General features: G+C 43.4%; 21 protein-coding genes. 9 read left to right on the top strand and 12 right to left on the bottom strand.

Annotation, left to right across the window (positions count from 1 at the left end):
- Positions 1-135 precede the first annotated feature (135 nt).
- From murA to dnaA, 12 genes are all read right to left on the bottom strand, one after another.
- Positions 136-1428 carry a UDP-N-acetylglucosamine 1-carboxyvinyltransferase gene (gene murA / locus GPK88_RS11475; protein ID WP_215707833.1) on the bottom strand — a complete coding sequence of 431 codons (1293 nt, stop codon included), beginning with the start codon at positions 1426-1428 and terminating at the stop codon, positions 136-138.
- 129 nt (positions 1429-1557) lie between these two features.
- Positions 1558-2064, bottom strand: a complete 507-nt coding sequence (locus GPK88_RS11470) for a shikimate kinase (RefSeq protein WP_148445726.1) — start codon at positions 2062-2064, stop codon at positions 1558-1560.
- Between the two features lie 67 nt (positions 2065-2131).
- On the bottom strand, positions 2132-2713 hold the full coding sequence (locus GPK88_RS11465) for a flavin reductase family protein (RefSeq protein WP_215707832.1): 582 nt from the start codon (positions 2711-2713) through the stop codon (positions 2132-2134).
- A gap of 13 nt (positions 2714-2726) precedes the next feature.
- Positions 2727-4397, bottom strand: coding sequence for a putative manganese-dependent inorganic diphosphatase (locus GPK88_RS11460; protein WP_118063668.1), 1671 nt, complete (start codon positions 4395-4397; stop codon positions 2727-2729).
- Positions 4398-4432: 35 nt separating this feature from the next.
- The gene (locus GPK88_RS11455; protein WP_215707834.1) at positions 4433-5338 is read right to left on the bottom strand and encodes a 30S ribosomal protein S1; all 906 of its coding nucleotides are present in this window, start codon (positions 5336-5338) and stop codon (positions 4433-4435) included.
- A gap of 534 nt (positions 5339-5872) precedes the next feature.
- Positions 5873-6340, bottom strand: a complete 468-nt coding sequence (locus GPK88_RS11450; protein ID WP_173762170.1) for a DUF1002 domain-containing protein — start codon at positions 6338-6340, stop codon at positions 5873-5875.
- 401 nt (positions 6341-6741) lie between these two features.
- Entirely contained in the window at positions 6742-7623 is an 882-nt protein-coding gene (gene rsmA, locus GPK88_RS11445) for a 16S rRNA (adenine(1518)-N(6)/adenine(1519)-N(6))-dimethyltransferase RsmA (RefSeq protein WP_148445722.1), read from the bottom strand.
- 29 nt (positions 7624-7652) lie between these two features.
- Complete coding sequence (locus GPK88_RS11440; protein ID WP_334300489.1) at positions 7653-10514, bottom strand: tetratricopeptide repeat protein; 2862 nt, start codon at positions 10512-10514, stop codon at positions 7653-7655.
- Positions 10515-10560: 46 nt separating this feature from the next.
- Positions 10561-11652, bottom strand: a complete 1092-nt coding sequence (recF, locus tag GPK88_RS11435) for a DNA replication/repair protein RecF (RefSeq protein WP_148445718.1) — start codon at positions 11650-11652, stop codon at positions 10561-10563.
- Positions 11653-11656: 4 nt separating this feature from the next.
- The gene (locus GPK88_RS11430; RefSeq protein ID WP_021650164.1) at positions 11657-11863 is read right to left on the bottom strand and encodes an RNA-binding S4 domain-containing protein; all 207 of its coding nucleotides are present in this window, start codon (positions 11861-11863) and stop codon (positions 11657-11659) included.
- Between the two features lie 177 nt (positions 11864-12040).
- A complete protein-coding gene (gene dnaN / locus GPK88_RS11425; RefSeq protein WP_148445716.1) occupies positions 12041-13156 on the bottom strand; it encodes a DNA polymerase III subunit beta in 1116 nt (371 codons plus the stop codon).
- A 277-nt stretch (positions 13157-13433) separates the two neighbouring features.
- Entirely contained in the window at positions 13434-14804 is a 1371-nt protein-coding gene (gene dnaA / locus GPK88_RS11420; RefSeq protein ID WP_148445714.1) for a chromosomal replication initiator protein DnaA, read from the bottom strand.
- 90 nt (positions 14805-14894) lie between these two features.
- Here dnaA and GPK88_RS11415 point away from each other — a divergent pair, with 90 nt between their 5' ends.
- The 9 genes from GPK88_RS11415 (at position 14895) to rsmG (ending at position 23594) form a co-directional block, all read left to right on the top strand.
- Positions 14895-15170 (top strand): hypothetical protein, encoded by a 276-nt coding sequence (locus GPK88_RS11415; protein WP_215707830.1) that lies wholly within the window; start codon positions 14895-14897, stop codon positions 15168-15170.
- A gap of 205 nt (positions 15171-15375) precedes the next feature.
- Complete coding sequence (rpmH, locus tag GPK88_RS11410) at positions 15376-15510, top strand: 50S ribosomal protein L34 (protein ID WP_005423866.1); 135 nt, start codon at positions 15376-15378, stop codon at positions 15508-15510.
- Between the two features lie 82 nt (positions 15511-15592).
- Positions 15593-15955: a ribonuclease P protein component gene (gene rnpA / locus GPK88_RS11405; RefSeq protein ID WP_173762165.1), complete on the top strand. Its 363-nt coding sequence runs from the start codon at positions 15593-15595 to the stop codon at positions 15953-15955.
- The gene (yidD, locus tag GPK88_RS11400) at positions 15933-16145 is read left to right on the top strand and encodes a membrane protein insertion efficiency factor YidD (protein WP_015526553.1); all 213 of its coding nucleotides are present in this window, start codon (positions 15933-15935) and stop codon (positions 16143-16145) included. Before rnpA ends, yidD begins: the two co-directional genes overlap by 23 nt.
- 83 nt (positions 16146-16228) lie before the next feature.
- Positions 16229-17551 carry a membrane protein insertase YidC gene (locus GPK88_RS11395; protein ID WP_215707829.1) on the top strand — a complete coding sequence of 441 codons (1323 nt, stop codon included), beginning with the start codon at positions 16229-16231 and terminating at the stop codon, positions 17549-17551.
- A 21-nt stretch (positions 17552-17572) separates the two neighbouring features.
- Positions 17573-18583, top strand: coding sequence for an RNA-binding cell elongation regulator Jag/EloR (gene jag / locus GPK88_RS11390; protein ID WP_173771676.1), 1011 nt, complete (start codon positions 17573-17575; stop codon positions 18581-18583).
- Positions 18584-18890: 307 nt separating this feature from the next.
- A complete protein-coding gene (mnmE, locus tag GPK88_RS11385; protein ID WP_148445706.1) occupies positions 18891-20267 on the top strand; it encodes a tRNA uridine-5-carboxymethylaminomethyl(34) synthesis GTPase MnmE in 1377 nt (458 codons plus the stop codon).
- Positions 20268-20933: 666 nt separating this feature from the next.
- On the top strand, positions 20934-22820 hold the full coding sequence (mnmG, locus tag GPK88_RS11380) for a tRNA uridine-5-carboxymethylaminomethyl(34) synthesis enzyme MnmG (protein WP_148445704.1): 1887 nt from the start codon (positions 20934-20936) through the stop codon (positions 22818-22820).
- A gap of 54 nt (positions 22821-22874) precedes the next feature.
- Positions 22875-23594 (top strand): 16S rRNA (guanine(527)-N(7))-methyltransferase RsmG, encoded by a 720-nt coding sequence (rsmG, locus tag GPK88_RS11375; protein WP_173762160.1) that lies wholly within the window; start codon positions 22875-22877, stop codon positions 23592-23594.
- Positions 23595-23703 lie beyond the last annotated feature (109 nt).

Here is a 23703-nt window from a genome sequence, read left to right as displayed (position 1 = left end):
ACACAGGAGATTACTTATATCTAAAGATCTTCCCTCCCCCTGCATAGCAGGGGGTTTATTTTTACTGTCACACAAAAAAAGAGCTCCCGGGCACAAATGCCCGGAAACTCTCATAATTCATAAAAATCAAAAAAATCATCCAACCCGAAGTCTGAATTTCTGAATTTCCTTCTCACTGGAAACTCTCTCAATTTCAGCACCTAGGCTTCTCAATTTTTCTTCAAAATTCTCATATCCACGCTGAATATAAACAATGTCATCGACAACCGTAACACCCTCAGCAGCCAGTCCTGCAATAACAAGCGCTGCACCTGCACGAAGATCCGGAGCACTGACACGTGCACCTGTAAGCTTCTTCACGCCATCAATAATTGCGGAGTTCCCCTCCACCTTGATGTTCGCTCCCATTCTGGAAAGCTCATCTGCATACTTGAAACGGTTCTCAAAAATACTCTCAGTAACAATGCTTGTACCCTCAGCCAATGCCAGTGTAACTGCAATCTGTGGCTGCATATCTGTCGGATAACCAGGATAAGGCAGAGTCTTCACATGAGTACGATGAAGTTTATGCGGCGCACGAACACGAACCGCATCATCAAACTCCTCAACCTCACATCCAATCTCCTCAAGCTTGGCAGTTGTAGCTTCCAGATGCTTCGGAATAACATTCCGTACAGTAACATCTCCGCCGGTAGCTGCTGCTGCAAACATAAAAGTACCTGCTTCGATCTGATCCGGAATAATAGAATACTCTGTACGGTGAAGTTTTTCAACACCGCGGATACGGATTACATCTGTACCGGCACCCTTAATATTGGCTCCCATACTGTTCAGGAAATTGGCCACATCAACAACATGCGGCTCCCTTGCAGCATTTTCAATAATGGTACGGCCAGCTGCCATAGAAGCTGCCATCATAATGTTAATTGTCGCACCAACAGAAACCACATCAAGGAAAATGTGGCTGCCATGAAGATTCTCAGCCTTGGCAACAATTGCGCCATGACGGATATCAACCTCCGCACCAAGAGCACGGAATCCCTTCAGATGCTGGTCAATCGGTCTGCTTCCGATATTACATCCACCTGGAAGCGGAACCTCCGCATGCTTGTACTTACCAAGCAAAGCACCAAGAAGATAATAAGAAGCACGAATCTTCTTAATAAATTCGTAGTCAACACTGAGATTGCCGATGGTAGAACCATTGATCTTTACAGTAGATTTATCGACACGATCAACCTGAGCACCAATCTCTGCAATAGCCTCAAGCAGAACATTGATGTCCCTTACATCTGGCAGATTCTCGATTAATATAGTTTCATCAGTCATAATGGCTGCTGATAATATTGCAAGAGCAGCATTCTTCGCGCCTGCAATATCCACTTCTCCAACCAGAGGATTGCCGCCTTTAATCACATACTGTTCCATAACACACCTCTATTATTTTACTCCTCTATGAGCAAGAAACTTTCTCTGAATTTACGACGGAAACATACGTTCCGCAACACCGTTTTTTAGGTCAGTTGTATATTATAACACATATTTCGGATTTGTAAACTATTTCTCTCCCCGTTTCAGTGCATCCAGCACGATCTGAAGGCTTCCCTCCAGATCTTTATCTTCCTCGTCTACAACAATATCCGCATATTTCTCATACAATACAGTACGTTCCTCATAAAGACTCTCCAGTGTCTGGCCCTCTTTCAGAACAACTCCACGGTCTTTCAGATTGCCAAGACGTTTGGACAGCAGCTTCAGAGAAATCTTCAGATATACCACAACTCCTTCTGATTTCAGATGCTGCATTGCCTCATCACAATACACGACACTGCCACCTGTGGCAATGACCGTATTCTCAACCTGGATAGACGCATTCACACGATTCTCCACCGCCTTGAACCCGTCAATTCCATCCTGCTCAATAATCTCACTTAAAGTTCTCTTTTCTTCCTTCTGGATCAGCAGGTCTGAGTCAATAAACTGGTAACCAAGCACTTTCGCAAGTACAACACCGATGCTGCTTTTTCCCGCACCAGGCATCCCTATCAGTGTAATATTATTCATACTGTGTCCTTTCATTTTAACATAGCTGTAACAAAATCTCAACAATCGTTCCTGTGCCGTATTATTCTCAGCGTTTCTTCTTACCGTTTTTCTTCTTCACGCTGTAGCCAAAAGTTCCCACCTTCCGGTCACCAGCCAGATATTCCCCGTGGGAATAAACCAGAAGTCCTGCATCATTGAGATGGAACTTGTTGTTTTTGTCCATATATGCTTCATCCGCATGGACCGCAAGTACATCTGCAAGAAACATATCGTGCGATCCCAGTTCCTTCACCTCACGTACTCTGCACTCGATGGAAACCGGCGCTTCCCCGATCATCGGAGCAGAAACATACTGCGCTTTCTCTTTCGTAAGATTCAGTTTTTCGAATTTGTCAACATCCCGGCCGGAACGGACTCCGCAGAAATCCGTCGCAAAAGCCAGTTTTTCTGTTGTAAGGTTAATAACAAACTCTCCCGTTTTTTTCAGCATTCCATAAGAATAACGGGATGGTCGGACTGAAATATAAGCCATCGCCGGATTCGTACAGACCGTTCCTGTCCACGCAACGGTAATAATATTATCATTGCCCTCTCCATCCGTGACACTGACCATCACTGCCGGCAGCGGATAGATCATATTTCCCGGTTTCCAAATCTGTTTTGCCATTGATCCGGCCTCCTTATGCGTAATCGCTGTTCATCAGCTGAGCAGCCTCCATCATAGCCGGAATCAGCTGTTTCTTTCTGGAAACCACACCCGGCAGGCAGAACGCATCCCCGTCCGGTTTCTTCTCAAAAGCGATCTCTGCCATCTGCTGGCTTCCCTCACCATAAAACAGAAGCTCTGTAGATTCCTCCAGAATATTCGTCAACATAAAGTAAACTCTCGTGATATCGTGACGTCCACACTCGCTGACCATAAACGGCATCAGCTTCTCCTTGATCTCTTTCAGCTCCTCGCTGTCCATGGAACTGATCTGGCCCACACCAAAGGAAACATTGCCCTCGCCGATAAACTTCTTGTAATCCTGGTAAAAAATCTCCTCCGGGGATTTATCTTTCAGATTACTTCCTGCTGAGAACATCTCTCTGGCAAAATCCTCGATCTTGATTCCCGCGATCAGGGCAAGAGCACTGGCAGCGATCTTATCCGTCTGTGTACAGGTCGGTGAACGGAACATCAGCGTATCTGAAATAATGGCCGCACAGAGAAGTCCCGCAATTTTTTCCGGAATCTCCAGACGCTGCTCTCCGTAGATCTCATAAAGGATCGTACCCGTACATCCCACAGGCTCATTACGGAATGCTACCGGTGTCATGGTCTGCAATGTTCCAAGCTTATGATGGTCAATAATCTCAAGAATTTCCGCCTTCTCAATATTATCAACAGCCTGATCCACCTCATTGTGATCCACCAGAACAACTTTTTTCTTGTGCATGTCCAGGAAATTACGCCTGGAAATCGTTCCGATACACTTTCCATGAGGATTGATAACCGGGAACGCTCTGTGGCGGTTTTTGACCATAACATCCTGGATATCATCTGTAAAATCCTCGGTATTAAACGTAACCATGTTATCCCGTTTCATAACATAGCTGACCGGAATACTCTGATTGATCAGACGGGCGATGTTAAAGGTATCATAAGGTGACCGGATGATCACGATATTTTTTTCGTGGGCCAGCTTCACAACCTTCTCGGAAACCACAATGTTCAGCCCTACAATAATACAGCTTACATTCTGGCTGATGGCCTGAAGATGATCCTCCTCACGGTCTCCCATGATGATCATATCATTCTCCTCAATAAATTCCTCCATCATCTTCGGATTGGCTGTTCCAACCAGAACACGTCCCTTGACAAAATATCCGTGGCCATTTCCTTCCACCACTTCTCCGCCAACCGTCTCCGCAATCCTCTGATACTGTGTCCGCGCATTGGAAAGCAGATAACTGTCTGTGGTATCCATATAAGTCTTGGCAATATCTCCGATGGTCACAAGACCTTCCAGGCATCCCTCCTTATCACGGATCGGAAGGGATACGATTCCGTTCTCCTGCATCAGATCCCAGGTATTTTTCAGTGACATGTTTTTGTCTGCCTGGGGACTGAGACGGATATCCATATCCTTGACCTGTGTTCCGATATTTCCCAGATAAGCCGGCGGCTGTACACCAAAACGGTTCAGCACATATCTGGTCTCCTCATTGATCTGACCAGCTCTCTTCGGAATATATCTCTTACTCTGTGTAGTCCTGTTTTTAATATCCGCATAAGCGATCGCCGAACAGATGGAATCCGTATCCGGATTCTTATGTCCGATTACAAATATTCTCTCCTGTTTCTTCATTCACATCCATCCTTTTTCATCCAAAAATATAACAATTAATCAAGTTTGATGTTCGCAAAAAGTGAACCAAGAGATGTGGTTGCCTCTTCTCCTGACTCCGGCAGTTCAAAAGTCTCTTCCTCAACTTCCTTCGCCATCAGATCCGATGCCTCTTTGATACTCAGGCTCAGCTTGCCATCCTTGATCGCAATTACTTTCACCTTAACCTTGTCTCCCACACTTATCGCCTCTGATGGCTTCTTAATTCTTTTTTCGCAGATCTGGGAAATATGAACCAGACCGGAAATTCCGTTTCCAAGATCAACAAACGCACCATAAGGCTGCAGGCTCTCAACCGTTCCCTCTGTCACGAAACCAACCTCAATATTGGAAATCTTGTTTCTGCGCTCCTTCTCTGCTTTCTCACGGAGAAGTTCCTTTGCAGAAAGTACCAGTCTCTTTTTCTCTTTATCTACATCAATTACCTGAACCTGAAGCGGCTTGTTCAGGTACTCTTCTGTATCCTCTACATAATTCAGCGCAAGTTTGGATGCCGGGATAAAACCTCGAACACCTTCCACATAAGCAATGGCTCCGCCGTTTATGATTCCCTTTACAACAACATCCAGTGCTTCCCCGGATTCCTGAAGCTCCTTCAGTTTATCCCATGCAAGTACATCTGCTGCCTCTGCTCTGGAAAGAAGAATATTTCCCTGTCCGTCATCTTTCCTAAGAACGGTTGCCTGGATCTCTTCTCCCGGCTGAACTGCCTCTTTAATATTAAATCCCGGCTCTCTGGAAAATTCCTCTGCCGGAATAAATCCCTCAGCATAATATTTAAGATCAAGAACAACTCCTGTCTCATCCACACTGACCACTGTCCCGGCGATGATATCACCTTCCTCAATTTTCTTAAAAGAAGCCTCCAGCTCCTGCTCAAAATCTTTCATAGACTCCGCCATTTCCTGACCTCCGTTCACGCTTCATCTTTTCATCATTTACTTCCGGCCTTTTTCTTATTCTTTCTGCCGGATTTTCATTTTAATCTTAATTATTATAGCATGGGCAAACCACCGACGCTATTATTTTTTTGAATGCAAAACAGCCTCTTTATACAAAAAACCTCCGCACATTGGCAGAGGCTACATTTCCTGATATTTTTCCCCATAAAACGAGGAGTGCCCCGGTAGTGGCTTACCGGGGCGATTATTATGAAAAAAATTGTATGTGTAATGATACTGATACACACCATTACAGCGTCTTTCGTAGTGTTCTTTCGAACTGTTATTATAGTATCAGATAAATATGAATAAATTATGAACAGCCCGTGAACTTTTAGCGTATTTGCACAATTTCTTTTCTGTTTTTCCTCTTTTTTTATAAAAACGCCACATTTGCTTTATTGACAAGCGTTCTAAATATTGTACATTTTGTACATTTCCAGTAAACTTAAGAATAATAATCCCAATAAAAGTGCCATTCTGAACACCTTTCTCCTACTGACGGGAAAGCATACCCTTAATAAACTCGATCGCTTTCTCAAAAATATTCTTTACATCAGACTTTGTAACACCCATATCTTTCAGAGTACTGTATGCATCGCTTACATAACCTTTAATCTGGTCATCACTGATGTCGATTCCTCTGAATTTGCTGATAATATTCACGAGAGAATTCTTATCATCCTCAGAAAGTGTCACACCATAATGATCTGCTGCCTCATCAATTCCCTGTGAAATCTCATCATCAGAAATCTGATTGGAATCAAAAAGCCCTTTTACATAAACAATAATATCTCCAACTTTATCCGGGTCAGACGCAAGAGATTCGATCTCATTATCCTTAAGAATCTCCTCTGCCTGGCTCATAACAGAGCTGGAATCAGATGCCATAACCATCATTGGTGAAGTACATGAGATAACTCCTGCAACAACCAGTGCTGTGATCCTGTTCATTTTTTTCATAATATTCATCCTCCAGAAGGGCCCTGCCCTCTATCCATAATCTGTAACTGTTTCCAGTTCCATAATTTTCAGTTCCTTATTGACGCCACTCAGTATAACACAACACCCCACCCTTCTGTAAACTGGAATTTTCCTGTTTTTCGCCCTGTCAGGTCTGACTTTATGTATAAGTTCAAAAATATATTCACAATATTTTCATATTTTCAACAAACTTTCCTAACATCTCCTTTATAGAATAAATATTGTAAATTTTTCATTACTTACTTATGTCTGACACCTCAGACATAACCTCCTTTCTATGACAAGTTATATAGATCCGGGTGGGATACCTCTCCAATTGTCCCGTCCGGAAACGCAAAAAGAACCTGGAACAGCTGCCCGGGTTCTTTTTGCGTAATGTTTTATTTATTATTTTTTTCTTCGTAGATACAGTTGGCAAGCATGGCAAACTGCTCCAGTGTCAGCGCTTCGCCTCGAATATTCAGCGGAAGCCCGCACTTCTCAAATATCTTCTCGATCTCTTCTTTTCCAAGGGAAAAATCTCCGGAGTTTTTGATTCCGTTTACAAGAGTCTTTCTTCTCTGGTTAAATGACGCACGGATGAGTCTGAACATGAGGCGTTCATCATGAACCTCAACCGGTGGTTTCTCATACCGTGTCAGCTTGATTACCGCACTTCCGACCTTCGGTCGTGGCATGAAACAGTTTGGTGGTACATTGGCAACAATCTCCGGCTTCGCGTAATACTGAACAGCCAGGGAAAGCGCACCGTAATCCTTGGTTCCAGGTCCCACCTGCATACGGTCTGCAACTTCTTTCTGCACCATAACCGTAATGGAATCCACAGGAACATTCTTCTCAAAAAGTCCCATGATGATCGGTGTCGTAATATAATACGGCAGGTTAGCGACTACCTTTACAGGCTTTCCGCCATTCTTTTCATCGGCGATCTTTTTGATATCTGTTTTCAGGATATCGTTGTTGATCACCGTTACATTATCCCATTCTTTCAGAGTATCCTTAAGAATCGGAATCAGAGAACTGTCGATCTCCACAGCAGCCACTTCTCTGGCTGCCTCCGCAAGATACTGTGTCATGGTTCCGATTCCGGGACCGATCTCCAGTATAAAATCATCCTTCGTTATTCCGGAAGAATCAATGATCTTTTCCAGAACATGTTCATCGATCAGAAAATTCTGACCAAACCTTTTCTGGAAAACAAAATGATACTTTTGAAGGACTTCAATGGTATATTTCGGGTTACCAAGATAAGGTCTGGCCATATTTTTTACCTCTGCTTTTCTGTTTATTTTCAGCTGAAATCCTTTTCAAGAAGTACGGTGAATCCATCACGGTCCACACGCTTCTTGGAGCGTTTAAATAATCCGCCCTGCGCTTTTGCCATGGCATTATCCAGCATGGTCTTCACAGTTCCGATACACATCGGCTGATCTTCCTTCTGGTTTACTCCGATCAGATTATACAGGGCAAGCATACCCATCTGATCAATACGGAATCCATTCTCCATGGTATAAACCTTGGCAAAATTAACAAGTTCATCGTTTGTAAATACAGGAATATTAATCATGGACGTAAACTTTTTCGCAAGTTTCGGATATCTTGCAATGAGCTTACGCATGCCGATCTTTTCATCCTCGAGGATCACGATCATACCCTTTGTATTTCCATTCATTACTTCATCAAGCTCATCTGCTGTTTCCTGGGAAAGCTGGTTTGCGTTCTCGATAACAAGGAAACCGCCTGCAAGCTTGGATGCAATCTCTGCAATATTTTTTCCGTTAAGGTCTTCCGCAAATATGTAGGCAACCTTGGATGCCTCAATATTCAGCTCCTTGCAGATTGCCGGGATCAGACTTGAAATCAGTCTTGTTTTTCCAGTTTCTCTGCCACCCATAACGATTACATTTCCTGTCTGGGATGTATGATCCGCAGCGCCCGTCTGCACATCACAAAGCACATCCAGCAGCTGTTCTTTCATTCCCGGAACTGCTACAAAATAAGTGAAAAGCTGTTTCTCTTCATCTGTGAGCTGTCTTTTTCTGGAGATAATGGTATTCGGATCAATTTCCGGCTGAATATCCTCGATGAACCGCTCAAGCTGCTCTTCCTCCGTGAGTTCTTCTTCACTGTCGTCCTCTTCCATATCTTCTGTAAGGCTTGAGATAAAATCATCCTCTTCGTCATCTTCTGCCTCACTCTGGGCTGAAACATCATCTGTGCTGTATTCTTCTTCCTCATCAAGAGGTGTCTCTTCTTCTACGACAGTAGCAACATCATCCAGTTTCTCCGCTGTCTTTTCAGCAGCGTCATCTTCCGAAACAGCCTCATCCAGAGATAATTCCTCCGGCATATCTGTCAGTTCTTCAATATCTTCAAAAGCGTCCTCTTCCACTGGCTTGGAAACACCGGCCGGGCCATTGAGAAATTCTGCTTCTGCAGCCTGCATATCTTCTTCTGTAACCGGCTCTTCATCTTCGTCCAGAATCAGATCCGGAACTCTTGTGCGCTCACGCTCAGACTGCTTCGCATCTTCTGCCTGCTGTGCGGAAATCTGCGCCATAATATCTTCAATATCTGCAGCATCCGGCTCTTCCGGAACAAATTCATCCGCTACGATATCCAGATCGTCTTCGTCATCTGTCTCCTCAGTTACATCTGACATCTGTACATCCGGTGATTTTTCTTCTTCCGGAATATCAATTCCCTGCTCTGTTGCGGCAGCAAGAATTGTATCCTCCAGATTGAACTCCTGCTCTTCTTCTGTTTCTGCCTTTGTTTCTTTATCCTTGGCCACCTCAGCCGCAATTTCATCAATACTTCCGAAAATTTCGGATGCGTCCGGAATTTTGGCTGCAGCGCTTGCATTTTCCGGGTCTACATTGATCATTGATTTCGGAATCTTAAGCTGTGGCATACGGATTGTCGCTGAGAAATCAGGTTTTCCTTCCTCGTTAAGCGGAACGCCGGATGGCTCTTCTGATTCCTTTTCCTGAGACGCCTTCATGATCTCTGCAACACTCTGGGATAATTCCTGTTCTGTAGTCTGTACAGGCTCTGCTGCTTCTTTCTGGATCTCTGCTTTTAATTCTGCAGTTCCTCCGGACAGATTTTCGATACCGGATGACAGCAGTTCTTCTCCATCTTCAGATTCCGGAATTTCTTCCTCTGTGTCCTCAGAATCCGTTTCCTCATATTCTGCTGATTCTTCTGTGGCAGCAGTTTCTTCTTCCGGTGTTTCTTCACCTTCCTGAACATCCTCTGCCTCTTCCTCAGTGGAATCTTCTGATTCATCCTGTACGTCTTCTTCCATATCCTCTGGTTCTTCCGCTGCCTTCTTATGACCGCCGAAGATATCCCGGATACCTTTGGAAATCTTCTCCTGGAAAGTCTCAGCACTGTTCAGATCTCGTTCATCATCTACCTGAATCGTATCTGTAACCGGTCTGGATTCCTCATACTCGGACTCCCCTGCCGTTTCTGTTTCCTTACTTTCCCTGATCTCCTTCGCCTTTTCCGGCGGAATCAGTTTTGGAATAAAACGCTGTTCGTATTTCTCTTTTTCTTCTCCTGTGAGAACTCCCATACGCTGTTTCAGGTCAAGGGCCTTCATCACATAATTTCCATCATTAAACCAGAGAATCATCTCATTGCAGAGATCCAGGCACTTCTGCTTGTCTCCTGCCTTGTAATAGAGTTTGGCCAGTTCATAGGACCAGCGCTCTGTAAACTCTTTCTCCTTATATTCCTCAAGAATACGGATCTGTTCATTCAGAGATGCATTCTTCGCTCTGGCAATCTTGTATCGCAGTATATACTGACTGTTATCGTTACCTGCCACTTCTCTGTACTCATCAAAGAACTCTGTGGCTTCACTGATCTGTCCCATTTTCAGGGAAACTTCAATCAGGCGGTAAAGTATGTTCTTGCCAATCGGCGCTCTGTGATAGGCAAGAAGAAAAATTTCCTTGCTCTCCTCATAGCGCTTGTTAGCTGCGTAGATCTCGCCCACAACGCAAAGGGTACGGACGTTTTTCACACGACGCCAGTCGATACTGTCAACGATCTGCATGGCGCCTTTGTAATCCCGGGCTTCAACCAGTTTGTTGATCTCTCCCAGCTTGACGCGAAACTCCTCTTTATCCAAAATATTCACCAACTTTCCATAATCAGAATCAGTTTACCATATGCATACGGGCTTGTCAAAACCCTTTAGGCATATAAACATGCCCTTTTACCACCTGAAAAACCTTGTTAATCTCAAACTGATGACTCACAAAATCATCCAGTCCCGTACAAGTAATCAGTGTCTGAATATCGTGTATACTTTCCAGAAGATATGTCTGTCGGTTGCTGTCCAGCTCCGAAAGAACATCATCCAGAAGCAGAACCGGTGTATCTTTGATTTTCTTTTTTACCAGATAAATCTCAGAAAGTTTCAGTGAAAGAGCTGCTGTTCTCTGCTGCCCCTGGGAACCATATTTCCGGATATCGATCCCGTTTACCTTCACGCAGAAATCATCTCTATGCGGTCCCACAGAAGTCAGTTTCATCCGGAGATCCCGATCCCGGTTCTGTGCCAGTTTCTGCTCAAACTCCGATTCTGTCACACTTGGTTCATACAGAATCTCCAGTTCTTCCAGTCCGCCGGTCAGTCCTCTGTGAAGGCCTTTTGCAATCTCATTCAGCTCTTCCACAAATTCTTCTCTTTTTCCGATGATTTTTTTTCCATAATCAACCATCTGCATATCCCAGATATCCAGCGTACTTTTCAGGCCCGGATTCATATAACAGTCTTTGAGAAGACGGTTTCTCTGATTCACAATGTGATTGTAGCTGGCCAGCTCTGTGATATAAACACTGTCCAGCTGACAAAGCTCTGAATCCAGAAAACGTCTTCTCTCGCCTGGTCCGTTCTTGATAATATTAAGATCCTCCGGAGAAAAAAACACCAGATTTACCACTCCGAGCAGCTCTCTCGCCTTGCGAATCGGCAGCCCGTTAATGGCAACTCCTTTTGCTTTGTTCTTCCGGAGGTGCATATCTACCTTGTATGAAAGTCCACCCTTTTTTACCATCATTCGGATATGGGATTCCTCATTCTCAAAACGGATCATTTCCCGGTCCTTGCTTCCCTTGTGGGATTTGCTGGTTCCGGCCAGATAAACTGCTTCCAGAATATTGGTTTTTCCCTGGGCGTTGTCGCCGTAGAGAATATTGGTTCCCTGATCAAAATTCATCTCCAGCGACTCATAATTCCTGAAATTATTCAATCTGATGGATTCAATGTACATTCTTTCACCCAATTACATAAATATCTTTTCCATCGTAGGAAATGGTATCTCCCGGATGGATTTTTCGTCCACGGCGGTTCTCTACCTCACCGTTTACCAGGACGAGTCCGTCGTTAATCGCATATTTTGCCTCAACGCCGTCCTCCACAACGCCAGCCAGTTTCAGAGCCTGGCCAAGTTTGATAAATTCGTCTTTAATTCTGATTTCCAATTTTTTACCCTCTTAAATTTTTCTTTCCCGGATTCGGTTAACACTTTCCAATATATTGTCCAGTGGCGGTAGTTAAATACCCCCGTTTCCGATGTTTTCCTAAAAGGTGGTAATTTAAAATACCACCTTTTGGCAGTTTTCAGAGCTTATCCTATGTCCATTATATTGCACAAGCTGTTATCTGGCCTGATTCTGGTTGATATTTACCGGAAGAATCAGGTACGTATAATTTTCTTCGTCGTCCCGGATAAAGCAAGGAGCTTTCGGGTTTACAAGATAAATTGTAACGGTTTCATCATCAATAACACGAAGTGCATCGATCAGGAATTTCGGGTTAAAGCCAATCATAATGTCTTTACCCTCTTTCTCAATATCAATCTCTTCATTCATGGAACCCATTGTGGAATCAATACGCAGCTCCATATCATTATCTGTAATGTTAATAATAATCGGTTTTTTATCAACTTCACGAACCAGGAGTGTTGCACGGTCAATACAATCCAGGAATTCTTTTTTGTTGATTTTGAGTTTTGTTTCATAATCACTGGAAAGCATCTGGTCAATTCTGAAATATTCACCTTCAATCAGTCGAGAAACCACCATAGTCTGATCAAATTCAAATAAAATATGGTTTTTTGTGAAGTAAATGCTTACCTGATCATCCACTTCGCCGGAAAGAATCTTGCTTACCTCACTTAAAGTTTTTCCCGGAACTACCACCTTACGGTCAGAATATTCTCTCTTAAGGGGCATTTTGCGGATAGCAATTCGGTGTCCATCCAGAGAAACTACCTTCAGACAGTTATCTTTAATTTCAAAAAGTTCACCGGTCATTAGTTTGTTGTTTTCATTAACAGCAATAGAAAAAATGGTCTGCCGGATCATTTCTTTCAGTGTGTACTGAGAAATTGTCAGCGGTTCATCCTTTTCGATCATTGGTAAGTAGGCAAAATCTTCTCCTGATTTGCCAGGAATATTGAATTTTGCTTTTTCACATGTGATGGTTGCTGAATATTTATCATCTGTTCTGATAGTAATATCATTATCCGGAAGTCGTCTGATGATTTCATAAAAGATTTTTGCATCGAGAGCAACTTTTCCTTTTTCTTCAATCGTACCATCTACGATTGTTTCAATTCCCAGTTCCATGTCATTGGTGGTAAATTTAATCTGGTTTGTTGTTGCATCCATAAGAATACATTCCAGTATTGGCATGGTAGTTTTTGATGGAACTGCTTTGAGTGCGATACTTACACTTTTTAACAGACTTGATTTGGAGCAGATAATTTTCATAATGTGTATAACTCCCTTTCTGGATAAATTGTGGTTTTTATAAATATATTTATAGAAAAAATCCGCCGTAACCGCCGTAGGGGGCCAGATTTTGTGAAAAACTCCCACGAGGCCAGTGTTTTCAAGGTTTTTCGAGTGGGATAACTTTGTGTAAAAGTGGTAGTTTCGGATGTGAATAACGCGGGGATAAAATTACCGCCGTTTTTTCGCAAAAAAGTTGTACACATCTCTCCACATACAATCAACACGTTATACACCAGTAATGTGGAAAACTTTCCTAACCTTGTGGATTAATCTTCTTTTTCAATATATCAATGGTATTTTTTAAGTTATCGTCGGTCTGCAATTCGTTTTCAATCTTTTCGATACCGTGCATAACCGTAGTATGGTCACGGTTTCCGAGAGCTTTTCCAATATTTTTCAGTGGTGTGGAGATAATTTCGCGGCAGAGATACATGGAAACCTGACGTGGCATAACGATTTTTGAATTTCGTTTGTTTCCACTTAAGTCTGCGGGTGTTACTCCGTAATGATCAGCAACAACGGATATGATATAATCCGGTGTAATTATTTTTTTCTCATCCGGAGAAATAATATCTTTCAGTGCCTGTTCGGCAAGTTCAAGAGTAACCTCTTTTTTTTCAAGTTTGGCTCCTGCCATAACCTTATTAAAGGCACCTTCCAGCTCACGGATATTGGATTTGATATTTGTAGCAATATATTTGATAACGTCTTCACTGATGCTGTAACCGTTCATTTCCTCATTTTTATGAAGAATTGCCATTCGAGTTTCGTAATCTGGCAGTGTAATATCTGCGATCAGACCCCATTCGAACCTGGAACGGAAACGTTCTTCCAGAATTTCCATATCTTTCGGAGGTTTATCGGAAGATATGATGATCTGTTTTTTGGCACTGTGAAGACTGTTAAATGTGTGGAAAAATTCTTCCTGAGTGGATTCTTTTCCTATAATAAACTGAATATCATCGACGAGAAGAACATCAATATTTCTGTATTTTTCACGGAATTTGCTCATTGCCGTGTTATTTCCGTTTCGGATGGTTTCGATCAGTTCATTTGTAAATTCCTCACTGGTTACATAGAGAACCCGGCTGTTTTTGTCGTGTTCCAGTATAAAATGAGCGATGGAATGCATAAGATGCGTTTTTCCGAGACCGGCTCCGCCGTAAATAAACAGAGGATTGTAGGTATCCCCCGGAGATTCGGCAACTGCGAGAGCTGCTGCCTGGGCGAATTTGTTGTTACTTCCTACAACGAAGGTGTCGAAGGTGTATTTTGGATTTAAATGTGCTTCTTCGTAACGTGTATCACGATTCTGTTTATCATAGGAAGGTTTTTTTTCTTCTTCTTTCTTGAGGAGATCTTTTTCCAGAACGAATTGAACTTCGCATTCTTCCATGCCTGTCAGTACACAGATTGTAACCTGGAGAGGTATTTTGTAGCGTTTGGTGATGTAATTAACACCAATACCTGCCTGCTCAGAGGGAACGGCCACTGTTATTAGATTCCCGTCAACCTCATAAACTTTCAGTGGCTTAAGCCAGGTATTAAAAGGGACATCAGTCACCTCATATTCAGATTTGACAGTTTGCAGGATCTCCTCCCATTTTTCAATAACAGCGTTCATTTTTTCCTCCCATGAGTATTATAATAACCCCAGTCTGCGACTGGAGACAGATATCCTTTTATATATTACAATGAAAATGGTGTTTTCGCAATGGAAAACCTTGAGATTTTGGGGAAAACAATGTGGATAATTTGGGGAAATTACTGTGGATTAGGGTGGAAAATAGTGTATAACTGGCAAATTGGTTTCCATAAGTCGACGTTGTGTGGAAAACACGGAGAATTTATGTGTATAAAATTATCCACTGTCAAAATACCGCAAATAAAGGGATTTTTTGAAGATACTGAAAAAAATAATCCGGAAACAGTGGATAGTTTTGCCGGTAATCCACTAGTTATCCACAAGTTATCCACAAAATGTGGATAATGTTACGTAAACCATAAGCGTAATCCACATATGGGTAAAAAATAAAAACCACGAGGCCGGCGGTATTTTTCAAACCCCTGATTTTATTGGGTTTTTTGCAATTTTCCCTTGACGAAAAGGAGGTTTATTTATATAATTGAAACGATGTTCTGAATGATAAGTTATTTCATAACAATTAAAAATAGATAAAGGAGGTGCTTTACCTATGAAGATGACATTTCAGCCAAAAAAGAGATCCAGAGCTAAAGTTCACGGCTTCAGAGCTCGCATGAGCACAAAGGGCGGACGTAAAGTATTAGCTGCAAGAAGATTAAAAGGAAGAAAACAGTTATCAGCATAAGCTGCAAGACCGCATTTATGTGGTCTTTTCTTCTATCCGGAGAAATATCCGTGCAGACGGAATTTAATTAAGGAGGATTCGTTTGATCAGATCAGAGTCCTTAAAGAAAAATCAAGATTTTAAAGTTGTATATCAGAACGGAACATCATACGCAAATCGGCTTCTGGTGATGTACGTGCTGAAGAATCAGCACAGGAAGAATCGTCTGGGAATATCAGTAAGCAAAAAAGTAGGGAATAGTGTGGTTCGCCACAGACTCACCAGACTGATCAGAGAAAGTTATCGTCTCAACGAAACAGATTTTGACAGTAACCTTGATATTGTAGTAGTAGCGAGAGCTTCTGCCAAGGGCAAAGGCTTTCACGAGATCGAGAGTGCTTTTATGCATCTTGCAAAGAAGCATCATATAACAGGGCATGAACATGATAAAGAAATTTCTGATTAAGATGATAAGACTCTATCAAAAATATATATCGCCGATGAAGAGAACGAAATGTCCTTATATTCCCACATGTTCTCAATATGGTTTGGAAGCAATCGAAAAATATGGCGCATTCAAGGGCAGTCTTCTTGCGGCATGGAGGATTCTGCGATGCAATCCTTTTTCCCATGGAGGCTATGACCCTGTGCCATGAATTATTTTGTGACTGTCTGGCCTTTTCTCGGGCAGGGCAGTTACCATTGGACTTTTACAATTGAATAAGAAGTCTAGGAGGAAATGAATTTGGAACTGTTTTTAGCAACAAAAACCGGAACTCCTATTATCGGACAGATCGCGTCTGTGATGGGATGGATCATGGATGGCATATATAAGATGCTTGACGGCCTGTTCGGAATCCAGAACATTGGTCTTTGTATCATTATCTTCAGTATTCTTATCTTTGCCTTTATGACACCGCTGCAGATCAAGCAGCAGAAATTCTCCAAGTTAAGTGCGATCATGCAGCCCGAGATCCAGAAGATCCAGAAGAAATATCAGGGTAAAAAAGATCAGGACTCCATGATGAAAATGAACGAAGAAACCCAGGCTGTTTATCAGAAATATGGTGTTTCTCCAACCGGTAGCTGTGTACAGTTAGCTATTCAGATGCCTATTCTGTTTGCACTGTATCAGGTTATCTACCGGATTCCTGCTTACGTTGGAAGTGTAAAGAACATTTTTACTGGTGTAGTTGATAACCTGTTAGCTGTAAACGGATACACAGATATCCTGCAGCAGTTTATCACAGACCATTCCATGACACGAGTACGTCTCGTTATGGACAGTGCCGGAAATGCTACAAGTAACTCTATTGTTGATTTTCTGTATGCGCTTTCTCCTTCCCAGTGGAAAGAGCTGGCAAAGATGGACCAGTTTTCAGGATTTTCTGATATGATCACAAGTACTTCTCATGATATTTCCAAGATGCAGGGCTTCTTTGGTCTGAATATCGCAGATCAGCCTCTGTATTATATCATGGAGTTCATTAAGAACCATGGTTCTCTGTTACTTGCAATCGTAGCACTTCTGATCCCGGTTCTTGCATGGGCAACTCAGATGCTGAACCTGAAGCTTATGCCACAGGCTGCAACACAGCCGGCAGACGGAAATGATCAGGCCAGCGCAATGGCAAACTCCATGAAAACCATGAACATGGTCATGCCTCTGATGTCTGCATTCTTCTGTTTTACATTCCCGGTTGGTCTTGGTATCTACTGGATCGCCAGTGCTGTCGTTCGAAGTGCCCAGCAGTTTGCGATCAATCGTCATCTTGATAAGATGAACATTGATGATCTGGTTAATGAGAATATGAAGAAGATCGAAGCAAAACGTGCGAAAGAGGGACTTCCGCCGCAGAAGATTACCAACCAGGCTCATCAGTCCGCCAAGAATATCAATAAACCTGTAATCAATAAGGGTAACAGCGGAAACAATGGTGCTTCAGACAGAGCACATAAGGTTGATGCAGCTTATGAGAAAGCAAGAAATGCAAAATCAGGCAGCATCACAGCCAAAGCTAATCTCGTAAGAGACTTTGATGAGAGAAATAAGAAGAAATAATCAGGAACGGAGGGGTTCGTAATGGAGGATTACATTCAGTTTTCAGCAAAAACAAAGAATGAAGCTATCACAAAAGCGTGTCTTGAGCTTGGAACTTCCAGTGACCAGCTTAATATTCAGGTTATCAGTGAAGGCAGCTCCGGATTCTTCGGAATCGGCAGCAAACCTGCCATAATTAAAGTTCGCAGAATCGAGCCAGTTTCTGATATGCAGGAGATCGATGATCTGGTAGAGTCCGTGAAACTGGACGCTATCAAAGAAGAGAAGAAATTAGACAAGCCATTTACTCCAAATGTAAAGAAAGAATCTGCACCGAAAGTAGCTCCTGTAAAGGAGAAGAAACCGGTGAAGACAGAAGCTGTACAGGTGGAGAAAGCATCCGAAGAAGCACCTGTGAAGGTTGCAGCGCCGAAGGAAAGACCGGCAAGAGATTTCCAGGGCAAAGCAAAACCAGCACGTGAAAAACAGCCGAGAGCTCCGAAGGAGCGTCAGCCGAAAGAAACACGTGAGAGAGCACCGAAGCAGGGCAGACCGGTAGAAATCCTCAGCGATCCGGAGAAGATCAAAGAAGTTGAGGAGAGAGCAGTCGTATTTCTTCGTGATGTATTCGGTTCCATGGATCTTGGAGAAGTGGAGATCACATCGAAATACAACACTGCAGACGGTTCTCTGGATGTAGATTTTGAAGGTGAGGATATGGGTATCCTCATCGGAAAAAGAGGCCAGACACTGGATTCATTACAGTATCTGACAAGCCTTGTAGTAAACAAAGGCGAATCTACTTATATTCGTGTAAAGCTTGATACAGAGGACTACAGACGCCGCCGTAAAGAAACTCTGGAAAACCTCGCAAGAGGAATTGCCTTCAAGGTAAAGAAAACCAGAAAACCGGTAGTTCTGGAACCGATGAATCCATACGAGAGAAGAATCATCCATGCGTCTCTGCAGGGCAACCGCTATGTAGAGACAGTCAGTGAGGGAGAAGAACCTTACAGACATGTAGTGGTAAAACTGAAACGTAATAATTACTGATTCAGTGAAAAAAATAAAAGCCGTATCCCGGAGCGTTAAGCTCTGTGGATGCGGCTTTTTTTCATAAAATCGGAAATTAAAAATTATCATTGCAATCTCCGTAACAATTCTTTATAATCATTGAAGAGCAAATAATAAAAGATATTTCTGCAGCGGATATCCGGAATGCAGAGATCAGCTTTATAAATATGGAAACTGACAGAAGATGTTATTCTAGGTGAAAGCGTGAATAACACGTGTTTTTTGCGTGTAAAAAGCTTTTCCGGAGTAACATTTTTTCGTTTAACCGGATAAAGGAGAGTGAAAAATGGAAGAGACAACGATTGCTGCGATTTCCACAGCCATGAGTGCTTCGGGAATCGGGATCGTCAGGATCAGTGGCCCGGAGGCTTTTGAGATTGCATCCAGAGTATACCGTTCCAAAGGTGGGAAAAAATCTCTGAAAAACGTCCCAAGCCATACCATTCATTATGGATACATCTATGATAACGAAGAGATGGTAGACGAAGTGCTGGTTATGGCCATGCGCGGACCACGGACATATACGGGAGAAGACACCATCGAAATTGATTGTCACGGCGGCGTTTTGGCTATGAAAAAAGTACTGGAAACCGTGTTGAAAAACGGAGCCATTATTGCCGAACCAGGAGAATTTACCAAGCGAGCATTCCTCAATGGAAGGATCGATTTATCCCAGGCAGAAGCCGTTATGGACGTAATACAGTCCAAAAATGAGTACTCATTAAAGAATTCTGTAGGTCAATTGAAGGGCTCGGTCCGAAAAACCGTACAGAAAATCAGAGAAAAATTACTGTACCATATAGCGTACATTGAATCAGCATTGGACGACCCGGAGCACTATGATCTGACAGGATATTCCGAAGAATTAGAGCAGATTGTAGCAGAAGAAAAAGAAAAAATACAGAATCTGTTAAAGACATCCGGAGACGGAAAAATCATCCAGGAAGGCATCCGGACAGTAATCCTGGGCAAGCCAAACGCAGGAAAATCATCCCTGCTGAATCTGCTCCTGGGAGAAGACAGAGCTATCGTAACTGACATCGCAGGAACCACAAGAGATGTTCTGGAAGAGTATATCAATCTGCATGGGATCACATTAAAGATCGCCGACACAGCAGGAATCCGCCAGACCGAAGACATTGTAGAAAAAATCGGCGTATCCAAAGCCAAAGAAATGGCAGCAGACGCAGACCTGATTCTCTATGTTGTAGATTCATCCGTACCGCTGGATGAAAACGATGAAGAGATCATAAAAATTTTGCAAGAGAAAAAGACAATTGTCCTCTACAGCAAGACAGATCTTAAATCTGCTATAGATATAGAAGATTTAAAGAGCAGAATAAACCAGCCAGTGATCCCGATTTCCGCAAAAGAAGAAACAGGAATCACAGACCTGGAAGAAAAAATCAGAGAAATGTTCTTTAGTGGGGAGATAAACTTCAATGATGAAGTATATATCACCAATGAACGGCACAGACAGGAGCTTTTAAAAGCGCAGGAGAGTCTTTCTCTGGTAGAGAACAGTATAGAGAGCGGAATGCCGGAGGATTTTTATTCCATAGATCTGACAGATGCATATGAGAGTTTGGGGCGGATTCTGGGAGAATCGCTTGGGGAAGACCTTGTTAATGAAATATTCTCTAAATTTTGTATGGGCAAGTAGTTCCCACGTGGATTGCGTGAGTACGCAGGGACTTGGCTATGCATATGCATAGGCTGCGGAAACCCGCAGAGGTATTTCACATTGGAATGTGAGAAAACCGCAAAGGGGCACAAGGCCGCGCCCCTCTGCACACCCCTGGGCCTTTTTTTACAAAGTGCAGCGATTGTAGAACACGGAAAGTTACTAACTTATACCTGTATGCTTCTGTACTGGCAATTCAACACTAAGCCGAAATGCGACAAACAGAAAGTATTACAAAAAGCAGCGAAAACCCCGCAGACGTGCACCGCACGTCGAGAATCTCGTTACAGCTACACTGCAACAATCGGCACAGCGTTCCACGCTCAATACCGAAGCATACAGAAATAAGTCAATAAAGCTACATTTACCACAATCGAAGCACTAAAAACAACATCGGCACAACGCTCCACATCCAACACCGAAGCATACAGAAACAAGCCAACACCGCTCCACATCCCCACAACCAAGAACTCTTCAAAAAAAGCCCGAGGGGTGTGCAGAGGGGCCGTGGCTTTACGGCCCCTTTGCGGTTTTCCTTAGCTTCCCAAAGAAAAAAAACTCAGCCCCTTGCCAAGGAAGAAAAACATACATTACAAAATAAACATAACAAAAACAGAAATAAAAAAGAAATAAAGGAGAAAAAGCATGAAAAATCTGGAACAGTTTTTCGACATCATAGTAGTAGGCGCCGGCCACGCAGGCTGCGAAGCATCACTGGCATGCGCCCGCTTAGGGCTCAATACCGTCATGTTCACAGTCAGCGTAGACAGCATCGCCCTGATGCCCTGCAACCCCAATGTAGGCGGCAGCTCCAAAGGGCACCTCGTCCGCGAACTGGACGCCCTCGGCGGAGAAATGGGCAAAAATATAGATAAAACCTTCATCCAGTCCAAAATGCTCAATCAGTCCAAAGGTCCGGCAGTCCATTCCCTTCGTGCCCAGGCCGACAAACAGGCCTACAGCACAGAAATGCGAAAAACCCTGGAAAACACAGAGAACTTAACCATCCGCCAGGGCGAAGTAACCGAACTTCTGGTAGAAGACGGCCATATCACCGGTGTAAAAACCTTCTCAGGAGCCACTTACCACGCAAAAGCCGTAGTCCTCTGCACCGGAACCTACCTCAAAGCCCGCTGTATCTACGGTGATGTCAGCAATTACACAGGACCGAACGGTCTCCAGGCAGCCAACTACCTCACCGATTCTCTGAAAGAACTTGGAATCGAAATGTTCCGCTTCAAAACAGGAACCCCGGCACGAATCGCCGGAAACACCATCGACTATTCCAAGATGGAAGAGCAGTTCGGAGACAAAAGAGTCGTACCGTTCTCCTTCTCCACAGATCCGGAATCCGTACAGATTGAGCAGAAATCCTGCTGGCTGACCTACACAAACGAAAAAACACACGAGATCATCCGCGCAAACCTGGACAGATCCCCACTTTATTCCGGAATGATCGAAGGAACCGGACCACGTTACTGCCCGTCCATCGAAGATAAAGTCGTCCGTTTTGCAGACAAAAAACGCCATCAGGTATTCATTGAACCAGAAGGACTTTACACAAATGAAATGTACATCGGCGGAATGTCCAGCTCCCTTCCGGAAGATGTTCAGTACGAAATGTACCATTCCGTACCAGGCCTGGAACATGCCAAAATCGTAAAAAATGCCTATGCCATCGAATACGACTGCATCAATCCACGCCAGCTCTATCCGACACTAGAATTCAAAAAGATCAAAGGTCTTTTCAGCGGCGGACAGTTCAACGGAAGCTCCGGATACGAGGAAGCAGCCGCTCAGGGCCTCATCGCAGGAATTAATGCGGCTATGGAGGTAAAAGGCAAAGAACAGCTGATTCTGGACCGCTCAGAGGCATATATCGGTGTTCTTATCGATGATCTGGTAACAAAAGAAAACCATGAGCCGTATCGAATGATGACAAGCCGTGCTGAGTATCGTCTGCTTCTCCGCCAGGACAACGCAGATCTCCGTCTTCGCAAAAAAGGCTGGGAAGTCGGCCTGATCGATGATGAGACTTACCATAAACTTCAGGAAAAAGAGCGCATGATCCAGGAAGAGATCGAGCGAGTTGAGCATGCAACTGTAGGCGGCTCCGCAGAAGTACAGAGCCTTCTGGAATCCCTGAACAGCACACTGCTGAAATCCGGAACCACCATTGCAGAACTGATCCGCAGACCGGAACTTAACTATAAAGTACTTGCGCCGATTGATAAAGAAAGACCGGAACTTCCGGAAGATGTATGTGAGCAGGTAGAGATCAACATCAAATACGACGGCTATATCCGCCGTCAGATGAAACAAGTAGAACAGTTCAAAAAACTGGAACAGAAAAAACTTCCGGAAGACATTGATTATGAAGATGTAGGAAGCCTCCGCATCGAAGCACGCCAGAAACTGGAAGCTTACAGACCGGTATCCATCGGCCAGGCATCCCGAATCTCCGGCGTATCCCCTGCTGATATTTCCGTACTTCTGGTATACCTGGAAAGCAAAGCCGGACATAAACATTGATAACATTCTGAACAATAAAACCACAGAAAAACAAAGAATAAGAGAGGAAACTGCATGTACAATTTAGAAATCCTTGAAAAAGGCTGCGAGGAACTTGGAATTACTCTCAATGATACGCAGAAAAACCAGTTCATCCAGTTCTACGAATACCTTGTAGAAAAAAATAAAGTCATGAACCTGACCGGTATCACAGAATTTGACGAGGTTCTCGTGAAACATTTCCTGGACAGCCTCTGCTGCGTCAAAGCCGTAGATATGAGCAAGGTAAAAACAGTCATGGATATCGGAACCGGTGCCGGCTTCCCGGGGGTTCCCCTGAAGATTGCTTTTCCGGAAGTAGAGGCCTGCCTTCTGGACTCCCTGAATAAGAGAGTAAAATTTCTGGAAGAAACCTTTGCTCTCCTTGGACTTGATGGCATCTCCGCCATCCACGGAAGAGCCGAAGAATACGCAAAAAACAAAGCCTACAGAGAAAAATACGATCTCTGCGTATCCAGAGCAGTATCCGGCCTTGCAACCCTGTCCGAATACTGTCTCCCATATGTAAAAGTCGGAGGACTTTTTGTCTCCTATAAATCCGGTTCTGTAAAAGAAGAAGCAGAAGCAGCGGAGAAAGCAGTAAAGATCCTCGGTGGAAAGATCCGCGACATTCAGTACTTCGACCTTCCAGGCTCCGAGATCAGCCGCTCCCTGGTTATCATCGAGAAGATAAAAAACACTCCAGGCAAATACCCGAGAAAAGCCGGAACACCGCTTCGGGAGCCACTGGCATAATTTTCTCCTCCTGTCGAACAAAGTCAAAATTTGTCCGACAGGAGATTTTTTTGCCCATCGGTTTCACAAAATTATCACAAAGTTATCCTACTTTTATCACAAATTACTC

The organism is Blautia sp. MCC269, from assembly GCF_018785655.1.
Taxonomy (GTDB): domain Bacteria; phylum Bacillota; class Clostridia; order Lachnospirales; family Lachnospiraceae; genus Blautia_A.
The sequence above is the reverse complement of the archived record's forward strand: the minus strand, read 5'-3'. Positions and strand labels throughout refer to the sequence as shown.